This window comes from Pseudomonas sp. S09G 359 (genome assembly GCF_002843605.1).
Classification (GTDB): domain Bacteria; phylum Pseudomonadota; class Gammaproteobacteria; order Pseudomonadales; family Pseudomonadaceae; genus Aquipseudomonas.
Genome location: NZ_CP025263.1, coordinates 476,365 through 496,484, shown reverse-complemented (window position 1 = coordinate 496,484; position 20,120 = coordinate 476,365). Strand labels below are relative to the sequence as shown.

Sequence of the window (20,120 nt, the reverse complement as noted above, 5' to 3'; positions counted from 1 at the left end):
TCTATGTCGCATTTATGAAAGGTTTAAAGCGACATGCTGTGCTAGTCAAAACTTTTTTAATTCTGACCGCTACGACTCAAAAGCTACTGTGACGCAGACACCACAAAGCGCGCGGCCTGTAGAGGTCGCACGCACTTGCGGTTTTAATTTTGAGGTGCCGGGAGGGCGGCCTGGGTAAGGCCGCCGGATCTTCAGCGAGTTGTTGCCAGTTCTTGTTGAACGCTGGCGACAGTGCGAGGCCAAGGTTTACCAGCCTGAACCTTCGCTGGCAAGGCCTTGATGGCAGAATCAGCGGCTGCACGGCTGGCAAAGTTGCCGTAGGTGATCACGTAGAGAGGCTTGCCGTTGAGCACTTTCTTGAAATAACGGTACTCGCCGCCCTGCTCTTTCACGAACGCCTGGGCGTTGGCTTCGGAGCTGGTGCCGAGGATCTGCACCACGAAGTTGCCAGTAGGCTGGCTGGCGTACCAGCTGCTGCCTGCGGCACCGGCCTTGGCAACGGTGGCGGCTGGTTTTTCAGCAGGCTTGGCTGCCGGTGCCGGGGCTGGCTTGGCGGCTGGCGCAGGCGCGACCGGCTTGGTCACTGGCGCAGGCTTGGCGGTGGCGACCGTTGGCGCAGGTGTCGGCTTGGCAGCCGGCTGACCCGCTGGCACGCCCGCAGGTGGCGCGGTAGTGGTCACAGTCGGCGGCGTAGCGCTGGAGCCTTCCACCGGCACACCGTCGTCACCTTCGGAGATACCACCGGCCTCTTCAGCGAGCGGGCCGCGCATTACCGGCTGGCCGACCATCGGCAGGTTGGTGGGTTGGCCGGAGTTGGCGAATTCGACATTTGGCGTTGGCTTGCCCAGTGGCAATTGCGCCTGCTCGGTTGGCGCGCCGGCGGTGGTCGGTGCCTTGCTGCGACCTGGAATCAACCAGGCGGCGGCAACAGCGACCACAACCACGGCGGAAATGGCCAGTACGTGTTTCTTAGGCATGGTGAACCCCATCTTTGGACGCTTGACCGCAGAGCGGCTGGCAATCATGGCTTCGATCATGGCATCGCGGGCAACCTGGTTGATGGTGCCAGGCCAGCCGTCGGAGCTTTCGTGAATATCAGAGATCTGCGCTGCGGAGAAAAGTTCGATACCGGCCCCGGCGCCTTCGAGGCGTTGAGCCAGGTATTCGCGGGTTTCTTCCTCTTCGTACGGCTGCAGCTCGATGACGTGGAACAGTTCCTGATCACCGCTGATCTGCTCCAGTTCGGCGATCAACGACGACTCACCAAACAGGAATACGTGCGGGCGACCTTCCGGGGTGCCCGCTGCCAGCGCCAGCAGCGCCTCCAGGGCAGATTCGTCGAGCTGCTCGGCGTCATCCACCAGCAGGTAGACTTCCTGGCCGGTCAGCCCCAGCTGCACAACCTGCTTGAGGATCGCGTTCGGCTCAGCGGTGGCTACATCCAGCGCCTGGGCCACTTGGCGCAGCACGCCAGCCGCATCACCGGCACCACGGGCCGACACCACCACGCTCTGTACCGATTGCTTGTTGGTGCTGGCCACCAGCGCCTGGCGCAACAGGGTCTTGCCGCTGCCCAACGGGCCGGTGACCACCAGCAGCAACTGGCTGTAGCGCGCGAGGTGGTGCAACTGCCCAAGCACCGGCTTGCGCTGGGCCGGGAAAAATTTGAAACCAGGCACCCGTGGAGCAAAAGGGTCGTGGCTTAACTGGTAATGGCCGAGGAACGCCTCGTCGGCATGCAAACTAGTCATCGGGATCTTATTAACCTTTAAGCTGAGCCAGGGCGCGGTAATCCGCTCCCAGCGTGGCCTGTAAAATCTCTTTCGGATAATCGTCGGTCACCACCGCTTCGCCCATGTGGCGCAGCAACACCAGTCGCAGTCGACCGTCGATCACTTTCTTGTCTATTGCCATATGTTCGAGGAAGTCCGCCTCGGTCATTTCCTCAGGCGGAATGACCGGCAAACCGGCGCGCTGGAACAGGCGGATACCGCGATCGCGCTCTTGGGCGCTGATCCAGCCCAGGCGTTGCGACATCTCCAATGCCATCACCGTGCCAGCCGCTACGGCCTCCCCATGCAACCACACACCATAGCCCATGTGCGTTTCGATCGCATGGCCGAAGGTGTGACCCAGGTTCAGGGTGGCCCGCACACCGGACTCCCGTTCGTCGGCATTCACCACCAGGGCCTTGGCGGCGCAGGAGCGCGAAATCGCTTCGGTGAGTGCCACCTGGTCGAGGGCGCGCAGGGCGTCCACGTGTTGTTCCAGCCAGGTCAGGAACGGCTCGTCGCAGATCAGCCCGTACTTGATGACTTCCGCCAGGCCCGCCGACAGCTCGCGCGGTGGCAAGGTGTTGAGGGTTGCGGTGTCGATCAGCACGGCCTGGGGCTGGTAGAACGCGCCAACCATGTTCTTGCCCAGCGGGTGGTTGATGCCGGTCTTGCCGCCCACCGACGAATCGACCTGGGACAACAGGGTGGTCGGCACCTGGATAAAGTCCACGCCACGCTGGTAGCAGGCCGCTGCGAAACCGGCCATGTCGCCGATCACACCGCCGCCCAGAGCGATCACGGTGGTGCGGCGGTCATGCCGCGCAGTCAGCAGGCCATCAAAGATCAGTTGCAGGGTTTCCCAGTTCTTGTGGGCTTCGCCGTCGGGCAGAATCACAGAGATCACGGAATACGCCGCCAGGCTGCGGCTCAGACGCTCAAGATACAGCGGCGCGACCGTTTCGTTGGAGATGATCGCCACTTGCCGCCCGGCAATATGCGGTGCGAGCAACTCGGGCTGGTCCAACAGACCTTCGCCAATATGGATCGGGTAGCTGCGCTCGCCTAGATCGACCTTAAGTGTCTGCATGTGTCCCCGCGTTGAAGATATATTGACGACCGGCGATGTCGATATTCGACGTCGCCTGATGGCTCTACGCCACACCCCACAGGCTGTTGGCGCGCCGCCGAGAATAGCGCATTTCGGGCCAGGCTTTAACGGGGTGGCAGCCGTTGCAGGCGCTCAAGAATGTCGAGTACCACCATCCGCGGTGGCCGCTCATCGGTTTCCACCACCAGATCAGCGATTTCCCGATAAAGCGGATCGCGCAGCGTGAGCAGATCCCGCAAGGTTTTTTCCGGGTTGGCCGTCCGTAGCAGCGGGCGATTGCGATCGCGGGCGGTGCGGCCCACCTGCTGCTCGACCGACGCATGCAGATAGACCACCCGACCGCCGGCATGCAGCGCGCGGCGGTTTTCATCGCGCATCACCGCGCCACCGCCGGTGGCCAATACCACGCCATCGCAGCCGCACAGCTCGGCAATCATCGCCTGCTCGCGGTCGCGAAAGCCCAGTTCGCCTTCCTTATCGAAGATCCATGGGATATTGGCACCCGTGCGCAATTCAATTTCCTTGTCGGAATCTTTGAATGGCAGGCGCAGCTCTTTGGCCAGCAAACGGCCGATGGTGCTTTTTCCAGCCCCCATCGGTCCTACAAGAATCAAATTTCGCACAGAATCAACGACTCACAGCAATCGCCTGGTTATTCATAATACGCGGAGTCAGGAATACCAGCAGCTCGGATTTTTTCTCCGCCAGCACATCGCGCCGGAAAAGGCGGCCAAGATACGGCACATCGCCCAAAAATGGCACTTTATCTACCACTTTGCTTTGGGTATTGGAGAAAACCCCGCCGATCACGATGGTCTCGCCATCCTTGACCAGCACTTTGGCGTTGACCTCGTTTTTCTTGATCGGTGGCACGTCGTTGAGTTTGTTCAGGTAGTCGGGCTCATCCTTGGTGACTTTCACCTCCATGATCACGCGGTCGTCAGGCGTGATTTGCGGGGTGACTTCCAGGGACAACGAGGCCTCCTTGAACGACACCGAGGTGGCGCCACTGGAGCTGGATTCCTGGTAGGGAATCTCGGTGCCCTTGAGGATGCGCGCGGTTTCCTTGTCGGAAGTGACCACCTTGGGTTGCGAGACAATTTCCCCATTGCCGGTTTTCTCCATGGCGGTCAGTTCCAGGTCCAGTAACAGGTTGTCGGTGATAAAGGCGATGCCCAGGCCCGACGTACCGGTCAGCGACCCCAGGTCGACAAACGGTGAGCTGGGCGGGTTTTCAGGTGGCTCAGACCCTTCCGGCACAGGCTTTTGAATACCCCCCGCGCCCCAGTTGCCTCGATTGAGACGCCCACCCCAGCGCATGCCAAGGCTTTTGTCGTAGTCGACGTTGGCCTCGACAATCCGCGCCTCAATCATCACCTGGCGCACCGGGATATCCAGTTGCGCCACGATCCGCCGCAGTTCTTCCAGGCGTTCCCCGGTCTGGTAGGCGATGATGTTATTGGTGCGATCGTCCACCGCCACCGAACCGCGCTCATCGGTGGTGCCCTCAAGGCCGGTCACCGATTGGAACAGCTTGGCCAGGTCCGCTGCCTTGGCGTAATTGACCTGCAACAGCTCCCGGCGCAAAGGCGCCAGCTCGGCCATTTGCTTGCGCGACTCCAACGCCAGCAGTTCACGGGCGGCCAACTCCTCGGCCGGCGCTACCAGCAATACGCCGGCCTTCACCCGCTTATCCAACCCCTTGGCTTGCAGCACCAGGTCCAGCGCGTGATCCCAGGGCACGTTCTTGAGCCGCAGGGTGATCGAGCCCTGCACGTCGTCGCCGGCCACCAGGTTGAGGCCCGCGACATCGGCGATTTGCTGCAAGGCGGCGCGCAGCTCGATGTTCTGGAAGTTGAGGTTCAGGGTGTCGCCGCTATAGGTGCCTGACACAGCGCTGCCAGGGGGCGGCAGCTGGATCAAATCCACACGATTGGGCACAGCAGCAGCCATCGGTGCCGTGAACGCTATCCATAGCGCCACACCGAAGGACGAAAAAGTCCTTTTCATTTTTTTGCTTCCGTTATGAGTTGACGTTCAAAACCAGGGTTCGCGAGCGCTCCAACCACGCGCCGCGCTCATCAGGGAACAGCTCCACCAGTTCGATATAGCCATCATGGATGGCCGCTACCCGGCCGTGGTCCGGCCCCAGGTAATCACCAAGTGCCAGGCGATACACCGTAGATGCGGCCTGCAGCAAAGCGAAGGTCTGCAGCCCACGGGACAGCGTTCCGACCATTTCGAATTGATCCACCGCGACGCGTTCCAGGGCGCCACGTGGTCGGCTCAGGTCCGGCGCCGGGGCGGGTCGCCCAGGCAAGTGATCGACCTGAACAGCCAGCGGCTGGAACGGATCACGCAGACCAGCGGCGTCATAGACAAAAGGCCGCGCCAGTACCACCGCCGCGCCCAGCCTGTCACCTTGCAGCCTGTGCCAATAAGTCTTGGCCAGCAGCTCAAGGTGCAGCTGGTCGCCATCGCGTCGCAAAGCAACGTCGTGCACCGTGGCGATTCGCGAAAGGCCACCCAGGGCGCCCATGAACGTCGCCAGGTCGTGATAGGCGCCAGTCACGCCGATTTGCACAGGCTGCTCGTCATAGAACGACTGCGATTGCGCATCCAACGGGGTCACGCTTTCGATCAGCAAACCGTTGGCCAGCGCAGCCCGCGCGATGTCTTCCAGCATGCCGGGCATTTGCGACCGGCCAGGAATCGCCTGCAACAGCCCATCGAGCTTCGCCTGCATCAGCCCCAGCTCACGCGTCCGCGCCTCCAGGCTGGCGGATACGGCTAACTTTTGCGCAAGCTGCTGGCGCAGCGCCACTTCCTGCGCCTCTACCTGGTGCAACCGCGCCCGTGACGGACTCAGGCACGTGAGGTCACCCACCACCCACACCACACCGGCCAGCGCACAGCCCAGCAGAGCCTTGCCGGGAAGTGGCCATTTTGCAGCGTTGTGGGTAAGCGCGCAGATATCGAGCCTGGGCAGGCTCATGGTTGGGCCTCGGTGGACGCTCCCTGGCGCACCATCAGCTGGAATTCATTATTACCGCCAGCGCCTTCGGCTCGCACATGCTGCAACCGGGTGGCGTGCGCCCCTTCGGTAGCCTCCAGACGGCGCATGAGTTGAGCGATATCCTGGCTGGATTCAGCACTGCCGCTGATGCTGAGCGCGTTGCCCTTGGCCACCACTTCATGCAGATGCACGCCGTCGGGCACTGCACGCGCCAACTGGTCCAGCAACTGCGCGCCGGACGAACGGGAGTCGTGCAGGTCTTGCACGACTTTCATACGTTGCGCCAATTGCTGGCTTTGCTCCTGCAGGTCGTCGATGGTTTTGATGCGCGCATCCAGCAGGCCGACGTCCTTGCCCAGATGCTCATTGCGCGTCACTTGCCGGTCTATCGCCTGGTCGATCACCTGGTCTGCCAGCCACACGGCCGCGAGCGCCACACCGGCGAACGCCAGCAAAAACGCCAGGAAGTACTTGCGCCGCCGCTCTGCCAGCGCCTGGCGCCAAGGCAAAAGATTGATTCGTGTCTTCAAGCGAAACTCCTCAGGGCCAACCCGCAAGCAATTCCCATCCCATGGGCATCCACGGCCCACTGTGCACCATCGACGCGATGGCCCGGCGTGAAGCTGGCGAAATCCTGACCGCAAGCGCGTGCCAATGCAAACGCTTCGACGTCGACAACCTTGGGCACCAGCCCGGCCAGGGCCAAAACCGCCTCGCGGGCTTCTACCTGCGCCTTCAGGCAGGCCGCCAGCAGCACCTGCACTCGCGCCGGGGCCTGGGTCGACGGCCCCTGTACCTGGAAGTCGATGGCCACCTCATCCAGTGGATACGGAATGTACTGGTCGGCCTCCATTTGGATCATCCATGTCATCTCGTCATCGCTCAGCCCGGCCTCCATCTCGACCAGCCGCGTAATGACCGACGGCCCGGCCACCGCCACTGCGGCGCCACGGGCTGACGTACCCAGCCGGGACAACGCAGCATGCAGGGCACCCGCGACCCCTTCAAGATCCAGCACAGTACCATCAGCCACAGCATGGGCCGGCAACGCCTGCGTGGCGTAGCCCTGAATGGCGTAGCCGGAGCTTGAACGGCTTAGCTCGACCAGCCGGATGGCCGTGTCATTGATGTCGACACCCAGGAGGATGCCGCCTTTTCGCCTGAAAAATCCCTTTCCCATAAAACTCCCTAAAACTTTGCCTGTCATACCGCCTGATTGGCGCCGCGCATCATGCATTCGGTCGACTTGTTTGAGCGGTGCGAATGACGCCCCAGGCCGAAAATGCTTTAATGCCCAGCGTTTTTCCCCGCTTTTTATCTGCCGCCCGGGTTGATCCATCGTTTGCCATGCATGCCCCGACGCCTAACTCATTCTTTTCTCTGGAAATCCAAAAGCCTTGATTCGTCTGCTGAAGTTTTTCGGGTACTCCATTGTCGCGATCGTCTGCGGGTTGATGCTCGTACTCAGCGGGGCATACCTCTACCTTAGTCCGGGTTTGCCCTCCGTAGAGGCCCTGAGAAGCATCCAGTTGCAGATTCCTTTGCGGGTCTACAGCAGCGATGAAAAGCTGATCGCGGAGTTCGGCGAAATGCGCCGCACACCGATCCGTTTTGCCGATATTCCGCCCAATTTCATCAGCGCCCTGCTGTCGGCCGAAGACGATAATTTTGCCAACCACTATGGCGTCGACCCCAGCAGCCTGGTGCGCGCGGCCACGCAATTGGTAAAAAGCGGACACATTCAATCCGGTGGCAGCACCATCACCATGCAGGTGGCGAAGAACTTCTTCCTCACCAGCGAGCGCAGTTTTTCGCGTAAAGCCACCGAGATTCTGCTGGCCCTTCAGATAGAGCGCCAACTGACCAAGGACGAGATCCTTGAGCTGTACGTCAACAAGATCTACCTGGGCAACCGCGCCTACGGGATCGAGGCGGCATCGCAGGTGTACTACGGCAAGTCGATTCGTGACGCCAGCCTGGCGCAGATGGCCATGATTGCCGGCCTGCCCAAGGCTCCGTCGCGCTTCAACCCCCTGGCCAACCCGGCGCGCAGCAAAGAGCGGCGCGACTGGATCCTGGGGCGCATGTACAAGCTGGGCAAGATCGACCAGGCCGCGTATGAAAGTGCTATCGCCGAGCCGTTGAACGCCAGCTACCACGTGCCGACGCCGGAAGTGAACGCCCCTTATATTGCCGAAATGGCCCGCGCCGAGATGGTCGGCCGCTATGGCAGCGAGGCCTACACCGAAGGTTTCCGCGTAACCACGACGGTTCCGAGTGACCTACAGGAAATCGCCAACACCTCGGTACATTCCGGCCTGATCACCTACGACCAGCGCCACGGCTACCGTGGCCCTGAATCACGCCTGCCGGGCAAGACCCTGAGCGCCTGGACCGCCGAACTGGGCAAACAGCGTGCAATCAGCGGCCTGGAACCGGCCATCGTCACCCAAGTGAAGAAAGACGGCGTACAGGTACTGACCCGCACCGGCGAAGCGCATGTGGCCTGGGACAGCATGAAGTGGGCGCGCCCCTTCCTGAACACCAACAGCATGGGCGCACTGCCCAAGCAGCCGTCGGACGTGGCACAAGTCGGTGACTTGATCCGCGTGCAACGCCAGCCGGACGACAGCCTCAAATTCAGCCAAGTGCCGCTGGCCCAAGGCGCCCTGGTGTCGCTGGACCCGCAAAACGGTGCAATTCGCGCCCTGGTGGGTGGCTTCGCTTTCGAGCAGAGCAACTACAACCGCGCCACCCAGGCCAAGCGCCAACCGGGTTCGAGCTTCAAGCCGTTCATCTACAGCGCCGCCCTGGATAACGGCTACACCGCGGCCAGCCTGGTCAACGATGCACCGATCGTGTTTGTCGACGAGTACCTGGACAAGGTCTGGCGCCCGAAGAACGACACCAACACCTTCCTCGGCCCGATTCGCATCCGCGAGGCGCTGTACAAGTCGCGCAACCTGGTGTCGATCCGCTTGCTGCAGGCGATGGGCGTGGGCAAGACCATCGACTACATCACGCGCTTTGGTTTCAACAAGTCGGACCTACCGCCTAACCTGTCCCTGGCCCTGGGCACCGCGACCCTCACACCGATGGAAATCGCCACCGGCTGGAGCACCTTTGCCAACGGCGGCTACAAGATCGCGCCGTACCTGATCGACAAGATCGAAAGCCGCAACGGCGACACCCTGTTCACCGCCAACCCGCCACGTGTGCCGGGTGACGTGGTCAACGGCGTCGCAGCCACCGACGGCCTGGCAGCGCCAAGCCACGGCGGTATCACCATCGAGCCAACCCCAGGCGCGGTAACGGCCACCAACACTGCAGCCCCGGCCGAACCGCAGGCGCCAGCCGTGGCGGAGCGCATCGTCGATGGTCGCACCACCTATATCCTCAACAGCATCCTTGAAGACGTGATCAAGAAAGGTACCGGCCGCCGTGCCCTGGCCTTGGGCCGTGCGGATATCGCGGGCAAGACCGGTACCACCAACGAATCCAAGGACGCCTGGTTCTCCGGCTATAACGCCGACTACGTGACCACCGTATGGACCGGCTACGACCAGCCGGAAAGCCTTGGCCGTCGCGAATTTGGTGGCACCGTCGCGCTGCCGATCTGGATGAGCTACATGGGCGCAGCCTTGAAGGACAAGCCCCTGCACACCCAGCCGGAACCGGAAGGCATCCTCAGCCTGCGGATCGACCCGGTCAGTGGCCGCGCCGCATCGCCTAGCACACCGAATGCGTATTTCGAGCTGTTCAAGAGCGAAGACACGCCGCCGTCGGTCAATGAACTGGGCAATGGCGTTGCACCAGGCAGCCCGCTGCCGGCGGATGAGGCGGCGCCGATCGATTTGTTCTAACCCGATCTGTGACTCAGCGCAGATCCAATGTGGGAGCGGGCTTGCTCGCGAAGGCGGTAGATCAGTCAGCATTTGCAGGGACTGACACACCGCATTCGCGAGCAAGCCCGCTCCCACATTTGGATCGTCACAAGCCTTTGAGCTGATCAACAGGCTAAAAAAAAGCCCCGACTCGCGAGAGCCGGGGCTTTTTTTGGTGCGCTACAACGGCTTAGCCGTTGAACACATCATCCACGCTTTGCAGCGGGTAGTGTTTCGGATACGGCAGAGTGGCCACACCGGTCTCGATGGCGGCTTTGGCCACGGCATCGGAGATCAGCGTGATCAGGCGCTTATCCATTGGTTTCGGAATGATGTACTCACGACCGAATTCCAGCTTGATGCCGCCGTAGGCGTCGCACACTTCCTGAGGCACCGGCAGCTTGGCCAGTTCGCGCAGGGCGTTGGCGGCCGCTACTTTCATCTCTTCGTTGATGCGCTTGGCGCGAACGTCCAGGGCACCACGGAAGATGAACGGGAAGCCCAGTACGTTGTTGACCTGGTTCGGGTAGTCCGAACGGCCAGTGGCCATGATCACGTCATCACGGGTGGCGTGCGCCAGTTCAGGGGAGATTTCCGGATCAGGGTTGGAGCACGCGAACACGATCGGGTTGGCCGCCATGGACTTGAGGCCTTCGGCGCTCAGCAGGTTCGGGCCGGACAGGCCAACGAACACGTCGGCACCGTCGAGGGCGTCAGCCAGGGTGCGCTTGTCGGTGGCGTGGGCAAACATCGCCTTGTACTGGTTCAGGTCGGTACGCTCGGACTGGACCACGCCCTTGCTATCGACCATGAAGATGTTTTCCAGCTTGGCGCCCATGCTCACCAGCAACTTCATGCAGGAGATGGCCGCAGCGCCGGCGCCCAGGCAGACGATCTGTGCGTCGCCGAGGGTTTTGCCAGCGATTTCCAGGGCGTTGATCATGCCGGCGGCGGTAACGATCGCGGTGCCGTGCTGGTCATCGTGGAATACCGGGATGTCGCACTGCTCGATCAGGGCCTTTTCGATCTCGAAGCACTCAGGTGCCTTGATGTCTTCCAGGTTGATGCCACCGAAGGTGATGGAAATGCGCTTTACGGTGTCGATGAAAGCCTGCGGGCTCTCGGAATCGACTTCGATGTCGAAAACGTCGATGCCGGCAAAGCGCTTGAACAGCACGCCTTTACCTTCCATGACTGGCTTGGAAGCCAATGGGCCGAGGTTACCCAGGCCCAGAATCGCGGTGCCATCGGAAATCACTGCAACCAGGTTGCCTTTGCCGGTGTACTTGTACGCCAGTTCAGGGTCGCGCGCGATTTCACGTACGGGCTCGGCCACGCCAGGGCTGTAGGCCAGCGACAAGTCGCGGGCGGTGGCAGTGGCTTTGGTGAGCTCTACACTCAGCTTTCCTGGACGAGGATGGGCATGATATTCGAGAGCGGCAGTTTTCAAATCAGACATATCGGCATTCCGCTTTTACTGTTGGTCGACGGACCGCCGAGGATACGCGTGTCGTAAAGCCCCTACAAGACTGGTCAGTCACAGGTGTCAAGGGCCCGAAGCGACGTACTTTAGTCTAAAGCCACGCTGCACAAGGGCTGGACTGTTCACAATCGACTTAAAAAATGTCTACAATTTTTTCTTAATGCGTCGATTTGAGCATGCCGGGATCGGTCAACGGCAGCAGCCAGCGCGCCTGGTCGTGTTTCAGGCCGCCGCGCCTGGATCGATCCTGCACCCAGCCACGCGCCTCGATGGTCTTGCCTTGCAGACCATTGAGCTGGGCGACGTCGAATTGGCTGATGAGATTCGGTGCAATACGTAATACCAGTGAACCGTGCAATTCGATCCAGATTCCGCCGCGATTGCGCTCGATCTTGCTCACCCGACCACTGACCAGGGCGAAGCCGGATTGCCTGAGCTGCGCCACGCTTTGCACCGGCGACTGCCGCCACACGCCCAACCGTGCCGCGCGGGCGGTGTTTTCGGCAGCCTGCTGGCAGGCCACAAGTGCGACGTTCGGCGCCACGCCCACCTGGAAGCCCAGGCCTTCAGCGAGCAATTGCGCCTCGAGGTTCTCACCGTCGGCGCCATAAAGGTGCGCCAGGGTACGGCCGTAATGATCCTTGCCCTCACGCCCCGGCGCCAGGCCGACGCGACCGCCACTGGCGGCCACCAAGGCCTGCAAGCGCTGGCGGGCAGCAACCGCATAGGGCTCGTCTGCGCGAGCCTTTTTGCCGGTTTCCGGCGCATTGAGGCCGATCATGCGCACACTGCGGCCATCCTTGAGGCGTACCGTGTCGCCATCCACCACGCGCTGCACGTCTACCTGCGCCAGGGAGGCGGGGGCCGGGCAATACACCTGGGCCTGGGCGACGCCGGGCCAAATCCAAGGCACAAAAAAGGCGCCCGCAAGGGACGCCTTTTTCAACAGCTGGCAAAAGCCCATAAGGCTTTTGAGCCTTACTCTGCTGGAGTAGCAGCAGGCTTCTTGCCGAAAGCACCAAAGCGATCAGCAAAGCGCTGTACACGGCCGCCGGTGTCCAGAGTTTTCTGCTTACCGGTGTAGAACGGGTGGCACTCGTTGCATACGTCAGTACCCAGTGGCTTGCACAGGTTCGAACGAGTTTCGAACTTGTTGCCGCAGCTGCAGGTTACTTCGATGGTTTCGTACGCTGGATGGATATCGGCTTTCATGGCACTTCCTCGGGCTAGCGTGCCGCCACTCGACACTATTGTCGAATACCGCACGTAATTAGGCCGCGGATTCTACCAGACCTTTTTAAACGCGCAAGCGGCGGCGCCTATGGTTTGCGCCTATAAAAGCCCCTTTCATCAGAAAATAGCCGCGACAGCTATACGGTTTTATCGACCGATATGGCGAGCGGGCTTGCCCGCGTTGGGTTGCGAAGCAGCCCTAAAACCGGCCAGCGCGGTTTGTCTGGAAAAACGCGGTGTTCTTGCTGGGGCCGCTTCGCAGCCCAACGCGGGCAAGCCCGCTCGCCACACAAGCCCGCTGCACACACAAGCCCGCTCGCCACATGAGCGCGCTCCTCATATAAGCCCGCTCACCCTATAAGCGGGCTTGCAAACTTACGCCCGCCGGTTATAACAGCGCGTCGCCTGCGATTTTGGGGTTATAGGCAGTTGTGTAGATACCGATGCCGCCGGTCTGCTAGGCTCCCGCCCCTGCGCCACCGCCTGCCTTTATAGATGAGACCCCTCGCGTGCCCGACGCCATTTTGCGCCTAGCCCTGCCCTCGCCCCTGCGCCGCCTGTTCGATTACCGCGCCCCGGCCGGTGTGCTGCGGGCGCAGTTGCAACCGGGCATGCGCGTGCGCGTACCGTTCGGCCGGCGGGAAATGATCGGTATCCTGATCGAAATCGCCGACCACAGCGAAGTGCCTGCCGAAAAGCTCAAGCCGGCCCTGGCCATCCTCGACGCCACGCCGCCGCTGCCGCCCGCACTGTTCAAGCTGTGCCTGTGGACGGCCCAGTATTACCAGCACAGCCTGGGCGACACCCTGAGCTGGGCGCTGCCGGTGCTGTTGCGCCAGGGCGAATTGGCCGAAGCGCGCCAGGAACGGTTCTGGTCGATGGTGCCCGGGGCGCGTCTCGACGATCCGCGTATCGCCCGCGCCCCGCGCCAGCGTGAAGCCCTGGCGACCCTGGCCCAGCACCCCCACGGCGTGGCCCATCAGCTGTTGAGCAAGCTGATGCTGAACAAAGACAGCCTCGACCTGCTGCTGGCCAAGGATCTGGTGCAAGTGGAAATCCGCAAGCACGCCCCCGACCCACGCCACGAACACTGGCTGGCCCAGCCGGAACTGCCGCTGAACCCCGAGCAGCGCGCCGCGTATGAGGCGATTCGCGCTGGTTTCGACAGTTTTCATGCGTTTCTGCTGGCCGGCGTCACTGGCAGCGGCAAGACCGAAGTGTATTTGCAACTGATCCGCGAAACCCTGCAGGCCGGCAAACAGGCGCTGGTGCTGATCCCCGAGATCAACCTGGGCCCGCAAACCCTGGCGCGTTTCGAGCAGCGCTTCAACGCGCGCATCGCCCTGGTGCACTCGGCCGTCAACGACCGTGAGCGCCTGGAAGCCTGGCTGGCTGCGCGGGACGGCGAGGCCGACATTATTATCGGCACCCGTTCAGCGCTGTTCACGCCGATGAAAAACCCCGGGCTGATCATCATCGACGAGGAGCATGACGGCTCCTACAAGCAGCAGGAAGGCCTGCGTTACCACGCGCGCGACCTGGCACTGGTGCGTGCGCGCCAGGAAGACATCCCGATCGTGCTGGGCTCGGCCACGCCGTCCCTGGAAAGCCTGCACAACGCGTACACCGGCCGTTATGGGCTCCTACGCTTGAATGAGCGCGCCGGTGGCGCCAAGCAACCGCGTTTCCTACGCCTGGACGTAAAAAGCCGCCCATTGGACAGCGGCATTTCCGGGCCGATGCAACAAGCCATCGGCCAGACCCTCGCCGCCGGCCAGCAGGTACTGGTGTTTCTCAACCGCCGTGGCTTTGCACCGACCCTGCTGTGCCATGACTGCGGCTGGATGTCCGAGTGCGAGCGCTGCGACGCGCGCATGACCGTGCACCAGCGCCAAGGCGAACTGCGCTGCCACCATTGCGGCCATGTGGAACGCGTGCCGCGAAACTGCCCGCAGTGCGGCAAAGTCGACCTGCGCCCGGTTGGCGCGGGCACCGAGCGTGCCGAAGAGCGCCTGGGCATTCTGTTTCCGGATTACCCGGTGCTGCGGGTCGACCGTGACAGCACCTCGCGCAAAGACGCGATGAACCAGCTGTTCGCCACCATCCAGAAGGGCCAGCCGTGCATCCTGGTGGGCACGCAGATGCTCGCCAAAGGGCATCATTTTCCACGGGTCACCCTGGTGTCGATCCTGGATGCCGACGGCGGCCTGTTCTCCGGCGACTTCCGCGCCAGCGAGCGCATGGCGCAGCTGATCGTGCAGGTTGCCGGGCGCGCCGGGCGGGCCGAAGAGCCGGGCAAGGTAATTATCCAGACCCACCTGGCCGACCACCCCCTGCTGATCCAACTGACCGAACAAGGCTACTTTGCCTTCGCCGAGCAAGCCCTGAGCGAACGCCGCGCCGCCGGCCTGCCGCCGTTTGCGCACCTGGCGCTGTTGCGCGCCGAAGCCCACAAGCCGGGCCAGGCCGAAGGTTTTCTGGATGAAGCCTGCAGCGTCGCCGAAGGTTTGCTGGGCGAGCTCGGCCTGAGCGGCATCGAATTGCTCGGCCCGGTGCCCGCGCCCATGGAGCGCCGCGCCGGGCGTTACCGCGCTCAGCTACTCTTGCAGGCAACCTCCCGCGCGCCGCTGCATCGGCTATTAAGTAGCTGGTTGCTTGCCCTGGAGCAAATGCCCAGCGGCCGGCAAGTGCGATGGTCGCTGGATGTAGACCCGGTAGATTTGTATTGATGGCAATTACGCCATCGCAGGCAAGCCAGCTCCCACATTTTGAAATGTGAACACCCTTAAATGTGGGAGCGGGCTTGCCCGCGATGAGGCCCGCAGGTCCGCCATCTGGTCTGAACGGTTGGCAAGCCCGCCCTCGCCACGGATAATGCCCAGTTTTTCCACCTGCGCATCGCGCACCGCCGCTTGCGGTCGAAAGAGAACACCATGAAAGACACCATTCGCCAGCTGATCCAACAAGCCCTCACCCAACTCGTCAACGAAGGTGTGTTGCCTGAAGGCCTGACGCCGGCGATCCAGGTGGAGAACACCCGCGACAAGACCCACGGTGACTTCGCCAGCAACATCGCAATGATGCTGTCCAAGCCTGCGGGCATGAAGCCGCGCGACCTGGCGGAAAAAATCATCGCTGCGCTGCCGGCCGACGAGAGTGTGACCAAGGCCGAAATCGCCGGCCCGGGTTTCATTAACTTCTTCCAGAACACCCAGGCATTGGCCAGCCGTCTCGACGCGGCCCTGGCCGACGCCAAGATCGGCGTGCGCAAGGCCGGCCCGCTGCAGCGCGTGGCGGTCGACCTGTCGGCCCCCAACCTGGCCAAAGAGATGCACGTGGGCCACTTGCGCTCCACCATCATCGGCGACGGCGTGGCACGGGTGCTGGAGTTCCTTGGCGACACCGTGATCCGCCAGAACCACGTGGGCGACTGGGGCACCCAGTTCGGCATGCTGATGGCTTATCTTCAGGAAAACCCGATCACCAGCAACGAGCTGTCGGACCTGGAGAACTTCTACCGCGCCGCCAAAAAGCGCTTTGACGAATCCGAAGAGTTCGCCGACCGCGCCCGGGGCCTGGTGGTCAAGTTGCAGGCCGGCGACAAGGAATGCCTGGAACTGTGGGGGCGCTTCCGTGAGATTTCGCTGTCCCACTGCCAGGAAATCTACGAGTTGCTCAACGTTAAGCTGACCATGGCCGACGTGATGGGCGAAAGCGCCTACAACGACGACCTGATCAACGTGGTCAACGACCTCAAGGCCGCCGGCCTGCTGGTGGAAAGCAACGGCGCGCAGTGCGTGTTCCTCGAAGAATTCAAGACCGCCGACGGCGAGCCACTGCCGGTGATCATCGTCAAGGCCGATGGCGGCTACCTCTACGCCACCACCGACCTGGCGGCCGTGCGCTACCGCAGCGGCGTGCTCAAGGCTGATCGCGCGCTGTATTTCGTCGACCAGCGCCAGGCCCTGCACTTCCAGCAGGTGTTCGAAGTGGCGCGCCGCGCGGGCTTCATCACCCACCCGATGCACATGGAGCACATGGGCTTCGGCACCATGAACGGCGCCGATGGCCGCCCGTTCAAGACCCGCGACGGCGGCACTGTGAAGCTGATCGACCTGCTCACCGAAGCCCAGGAACGTGCCTACACCCTCGTGAAGGAGAAGAACCCTGAGCTGGCCGAGGCCGACCTGCGCAACATCGCCCGCGTGGTGGGGATTGGCGCGGTGAAATACGCCGACCTGTCCAAGCACCGCACCAGCGACTACAGCTTCAACTTCGAACTGATGCTCAACTTCGAAGGCAACACCGCGCCGTACCTGCTGTACGCCTACACCCGTGTGGCCGGTGTATTCCGCAAACTGGGCAAGGACTTCAGCGAAGTCGAAGGCCAGATCGTGCTGGATGCCCCGCACGAACAGGAACTGGCGGCCAAACTGGCGCAATTCGGCGAAGTGCTGAACAGCGTCGGCGAGAAAGGCACGCCGCATATCCTCTGCACTTACCTGTACGAAGTCGCCGGTCTGTTCTCCAGCTTCTACGAGAACTGCCCGATCCTCTCCGCCGACGACGAAGCCCAGAAGCAGAGTCGCCTGCGCCTCGCCGCACTGGCCGGACGGACCCTCAAGCAAGGCCTGGAACTGTTAGGCCTGGAAACCCTGGAGCGTATGTAAGTTGGCTGCCAAGAAAAAACCTGCACCCAAGCGCGGCGCCAGCCGCTACCAGGCCCCGGCAAAGAAGCCGATTCCAGGCTGGTTGTGGATGGCCATCGGCCTTACGGTCGGCGCGTTTATCGTGTTCCTGATGAAGCTGGACCCGGGAAAAGGCGATGACGTCAAACGGGTCAAGCAGGAACAGCAGAAGGCCACGAAAATGGCCGAAGCCAACAAAACCGCGCCGAGCCCGACCGCACCGGTGAAGCCGAAGTACGACTTCTACACCCTGCTGCCGGAATCGGAAGTGATCGTGCCGCCCGACGCCGTGCCGGAGAAAACCCTGCCGACGCCGCAAGTGCCGACCACGCCGGTAACGCCAGCGGAAGCGGCCAAAATCGACACCGCCCGCGCCCAGGCCGCATTGGCCGGGATCACCCCGCCACCGCCGCCGCCGGTTGCAGAAACCAAGGCGGCGCCGGTAACCAAGTTCTTCCTGCAAGCGGGCTCGTTCCCGAAACAGGCGGATGCGGATCGTGTGCGGGCGCAGATCATTTTGCTCGGGCAGGCGGTGACCGTGGAGTCCGGCACGGTGAAGGATGCGACCTGGTATCGCGTGCTGGTAGGCCCGTTCAGCAACCGTGAACAGCTGACTGTGGCGCAGAAACAACTGGCCGGCGCAGGGTTTAGCAACCTGTTGTTACAACAACGCCAGAGCCGCTGATCCAAAGATCACAGCGGGCCATATGTGGGAGGGGGCTTGCCCCCGATGGCGGTAGATCAGTCAATATTTTCGGTGACTGATGCACCGCTATCGGGGGCAAGCCCCCTCCCACATTTGGTTTTGTGGTGTTTATGAAAATGTGTAAAACACATAAACACCGCTCGTCCGCACTGAAGTCCTACGGTTGAAATCATCCCCACCACCCCCATATCAGTTTCCATCAGGGCATTTTCGCCCCGCTGCGTGGAGACTCTCCCCTTGACCACCATCGTTTCAGTACGTCGCCACGGCAAAGTCGTCATGGGCGGCGACGGCCAGGTTTCCCTGGGTAATACCGTGATGAAAGGCAACGCCAAGAAAGTGCGTCGCCTGTACCACGGCCAGGTGCTTGCCGGTTTCGCCGGCGCTACCGCCGACGCCTTCACCCTCTTCGAGCGTTTCGAAGGCCAGCTGGAAAAACACCAGGGCCACCTCGTGCGCGCCGCTGTCGAGCTTGCCAAAGAATGGCGCACCGACCGCTCCCTCAGCCGCCTGGAAGCCATGCTGGCCGTGGCCAACAAAGACGCCTCCTTGATCATCACCGGTAACGGCGACGTGGTTGAGCCCGAGCATGGCCTGATCGCCATGGGTTCCGGTGGCGGCTACGCCCAAGCCGCAGCCAGCGCACTGATGAAGAAAACCGACCTGTCGGCCCGCGAAATCGTCGAGACTGCCCTGGGCATCGCCGGTGATATCTGCGTGTTCACCAACCACAACTTCACCATTGAGGAGCAGGACCTCGCCGAGTAAGCCGTAGGCTTATTCCCGCTTGAGGCCGCCAGACACTATGTCCATGACCCCCCGCGAAATCGTCCATGAACTTAACCGCCATATCATCGGCCAGGACGATGCCAAGCGCGCCGTAGCCATCGCGCTGCGTAACCGCTGGCGCCGGATGCAATTGCCCGAAGAGCTGCGCGTTGAAGTAACCCCCAAGAACATCTTGATGATCGGTCCTACCGGCGTCGGTAAAACCGAAATCGCCCGGCGCCTGGCCAAGCTGGCCAATGCGCCGTTCATCAAGGTCGAAGCCACCAAGTTCACCGAAGTCGGCTATGTGGGCCGTGACGTCGAGTCGATCATCCGTGATCTGGCCGACGCCGCCCTGAAGCTGCTGCGCGAACAGGAAATGACCAAGGTCAGCCACCGCGCCGAAGACGCCGCCGAAGAACGCATCCTCGACGCCCTGCTGCCCCCGGCACGCATGGGTTTCAACGAAGACGCCGCGCCGGCCTCGGATTCCAACACGCGCCAGCTGTTCCGCAAGCGCCTGCGTGAAGGCCAGCTGGATGACAAGGAAATCGAGATCGAAGTCGCCGAAGTCGCAGGCGTCGACATCTCCGCACCGCCTGGCATGGAAGAAATGACCAGCCAGCTGCAGAACCTGTTCGCCAACATGGGCAAGGGCAAGAAGAAAAGCCGCAAGCTCAAGGTGAAGGAAGCGCTGAAACTGGTGCGCGACGAAGAAGCCGGGCGCCTGGTGAATGAAGAAGAACTCAAGGCCAAGGCCCTGGAAGCGGTCGAGCAGCACGGCATCGTGTTTATCGACGAAATCGACAAGGTGGCCAAGCGCGGCAACTCCGGCGGCGTCGATGTGTCCCGCGAAGGCGTACAGCGCGACCTGCTGCCGCTGATCGAAGGCTGCACCGTGAACACCAAGCTGGGCATGGTCAAGACCGACCACATCCTGTTTATCGCCTCCGGCGCGTTCCACCTGAGCAAGCCAAGCGACCTGGTGCCGGAGCTGCAAGGCCGCCTGCCAATCCGCGTGGAGCTCAAGGCGCTGACCCCGGGCGACTTCGAACGCATCCTCAGCGAGCCGCATGCGTCGCTCACCGAGCAGTACCGTGAGCTGCTGAAAACCGAAGGCTTGGGCATTGAGTTCCTGCCGGATGGCATCAAGCGCCTGGCGGAGATCGCCTGGCAGGTCAACGAGAAGACCGAGAACATCGGTGCCCGTCGCCTGCACACCTTGCTTGAGCGCTTGCTTGAGGAAGTGTCCTTCAGCGCCGGTGATATGGCCGGCTCGCAGAATGGCGAAGCGATCAAGATCGATGCTGAGTACGTGAATAGCCACTTGGGCGAATTGGCGCAGAACGAAGATCTGTCTCGCTACATTCTGTAAGCCTCACTCAGAACTGCTTTGCTTTATTGCTTCAATGTGGGAGGGGGCTTGCCCCCGATTGCAATGTGTCAGTCAGTACATCTG

At 62.0% G+C, this 20,120-nt stretch carries 15 protein-coding genes and 1 pseudogene; 6 read left to right on the top strand and 10 right to left on the bottom strand.

Going from position 1 to position 20,120, the window contains the following annotated elements; genetic code table 11:
* Positions 1-191: 191 nt before the first annotated feature.
* The 7 genes and pseudogenes from CXQ82_RS02145 to pilM all read right to left on the bottom strand — a co-directional run bounded on the left by CXQ82_RS02145 (position 192) and on the right by pilM (position 7,079).
* On the bottom strand, positions 192-1,751 hold the full coding sequence (locus CXQ82_RS02145) for an SPOR domain-containing protein (RefSeq protein WP_101265713.1): 1,560 nt from the start codon (positions 1,749-1,751) through the stop codon (positions 192-194).
* Between the two features lie 10 nt (positions 1,752-1,761).
* A complete protein-coding gene (gene aroB, locus CXQ82_RS02140; protein ID WP_101265710.1) occupies positions 1,762-2,862 on the bottom strand; it encodes a 3-dehydroquinate synthase in 1,101 nt (366 codons plus the stop codon).
* A 125-nt stretch (positions 2,863-2,987) separates the two neighbouring features.
* Positions 2,988-3,506, bottom strand: a complete 519-nt coding sequence (gene aroK / locus CXQ82_RS02135; protein WP_010213757.1) for a shikimate kinase AroK — start codon at positions 3,504-3,506, stop codon at positions 2,988-2,990.
* Positions 3,507-3,510: 4 nt separating this feature from the next.
* Positions 3,511-4,764, bottom strand: a pseudogene (locus tag CXQ82_RS02130) (type IV pilus secretin PilQ); the annotation flags it as partial.
* Positions 4,765-4,906: 142 nt separating this feature from the next.
* The gene (locus CXQ82_RS02125) at positions 4,907-5,878 is read right to left on the bottom strand and encodes a pilus assembly protein PilP (RefSeq protein ID WP_101265706.1); all 972 of its coding nucleotides are present in this window, start codon (positions 5,876-5,878) and stop codon (positions 4,907-4,909) included.
* Positions 5,875-6,429, bottom strand: a complete 555-nt coding sequence (locus CXQ82_RS02120; RefSeq protein ID WP_101265704.1) for a PilN domain-containing protein — start codon at positions 6,427-6,429, stop codon at positions 5,875-5,877. Before CXQ82_RS02120 ends, CXQ82_RS02125 begins: the two co-directional genes overlap by 4 nt.
* Positions 6,426-7,079 (bottom strand): type IV pilus biogenesis protein PilM, encoded by a 654-nt coding sequence (gene pilM, locus CXQ82_RS02115; RefSeq protein ID WP_177409936.1) that lies wholly within the window; start codon positions 7,077-7,079, stop codon positions 6,426-6,428. Before pilM ends, CXQ82_RS02120 begins: the two co-directional genes overlap by 4 nt.
* Before the next feature lie 220 nt (positions 7,080-7,299).
* Here pilM and CXQ82_RS02110 point away from each other — a divergent pair, with 220 nt between their 5' ends.
* Positions 7,300-9,762, top strand: coding sequence for a penicillin-binding protein 1A (locus tag CXQ82_RS02110; protein WP_371917347.1), 2,463 nt, complete (start codon positions 7,300-7,302; stop codon positions 9,760-9,762).
* A 211-nt stretch (positions 9,763-9,973) separates the two neighbouring features.
* On the opposite strand, the gene CXQ82_RS02105 is transcribed toward CXQ82_RS02110, so the two are convergent.
* The 3 genes from CXQ82_RS02105 to rpmE form a co-directional block, all read right to left on the bottom strand.
* Positions 9,974-11,242, bottom strand: a complete 1,269-nt coding sequence (locus CXQ82_RS02105; protein WP_101265698.1) for a malic enzyme-like NAD(P)-binding protein — start codon at positions 11,240-11,242, stop codon at positions 9,974-9,976.
* Positions 11,243-11,423: 181 nt separating this feature from the next.
* Entirely contained in the window at positions 11,424-12,230 is an 807-nt protein-coding gene (locus CXQ82_RS02100) for a thermonuclease family protein (protein ID WP_101265696.1), read from the bottom strand.
* Between the two features lie 14 nt (positions 12,231-12,244).
* Positions 12,245-12,478 carry a 50S ribosomal protein L31 gene (gene rpmE / locus CXQ82_RS02095; protein WP_005784030.1) on the bottom strand — a complete coding sequence of 78 codons (234 nt, stop codon included), beginning with the start codon at positions 12,476-12,478 and terminating at the stop codon, positions 12,245-12,247.
* Positions 12,479-13,008: 530 nt separating this feature from the next.
* On the opposite strand from rpmE, the gene CXQ82_RS02090 reads away from it, so the two are divergent.
* The 5 genes from CXQ82_RS02090 to hslU all read left to right on the top strand — a co-directional run bounded on the left by CXQ82_RS02090 (position 13,009) and on the right by hslU (position 20,036).
* Positions 13,009-15,228, top strand: coding sequence for a primosomal protein N' (locus CXQ82_RS02090; RefSeq protein WP_101265694.1), 2,220 nt, complete (start codon positions 13,009-13,011; stop codon positions 15,226-15,228).
* 204 nt (positions 15,229-15,432) lie between these two features.
* Positions 15,433-17,169, top strand: a complete 1,737-nt coding sequence (gene argS / locus CXQ82_RS02085) for an arginine--tRNA ligase (RefSeq protein WP_101265691.1) — start codon at positions 15,433-15,435, stop codon at positions 17,167-17,169.
* 1 nt (position 17,170) lies between these two features.
* Entirely contained in the window at positions 17,171-17,872 is a 702-nt protein-coding gene (locus CXQ82_RS02080; protein ID WP_017738858.1) for an SPOR domain-containing protein, read from the top strand.
* Between the two features lie 258 nt (positions 17,873-18,130).
* Positions 18,131-18,661, top strand: a complete 531-nt coding sequence (gene hslV, locus CXQ82_RS02075; protein WP_101265689.1) for an ATP-dependent protease subunit HslV — start codon at positions 18,131-18,133, stop codon at positions 18,659-18,661.
* 37 nt (positions 18,662-18,698) lie between these two features.
* A complete protein-coding gene (hslU, locus tag CXQ82_RS02070) occupies positions 18,699-20,036 on the top strand; it encodes an ATP-dependent protease ATPase subunit HslU (protein ID WP_101265687.1) in 1,338 nt (445 codons plus the stop codon).
* Positions 20,037-20,120: the final 84 nt, after the last annotated feature.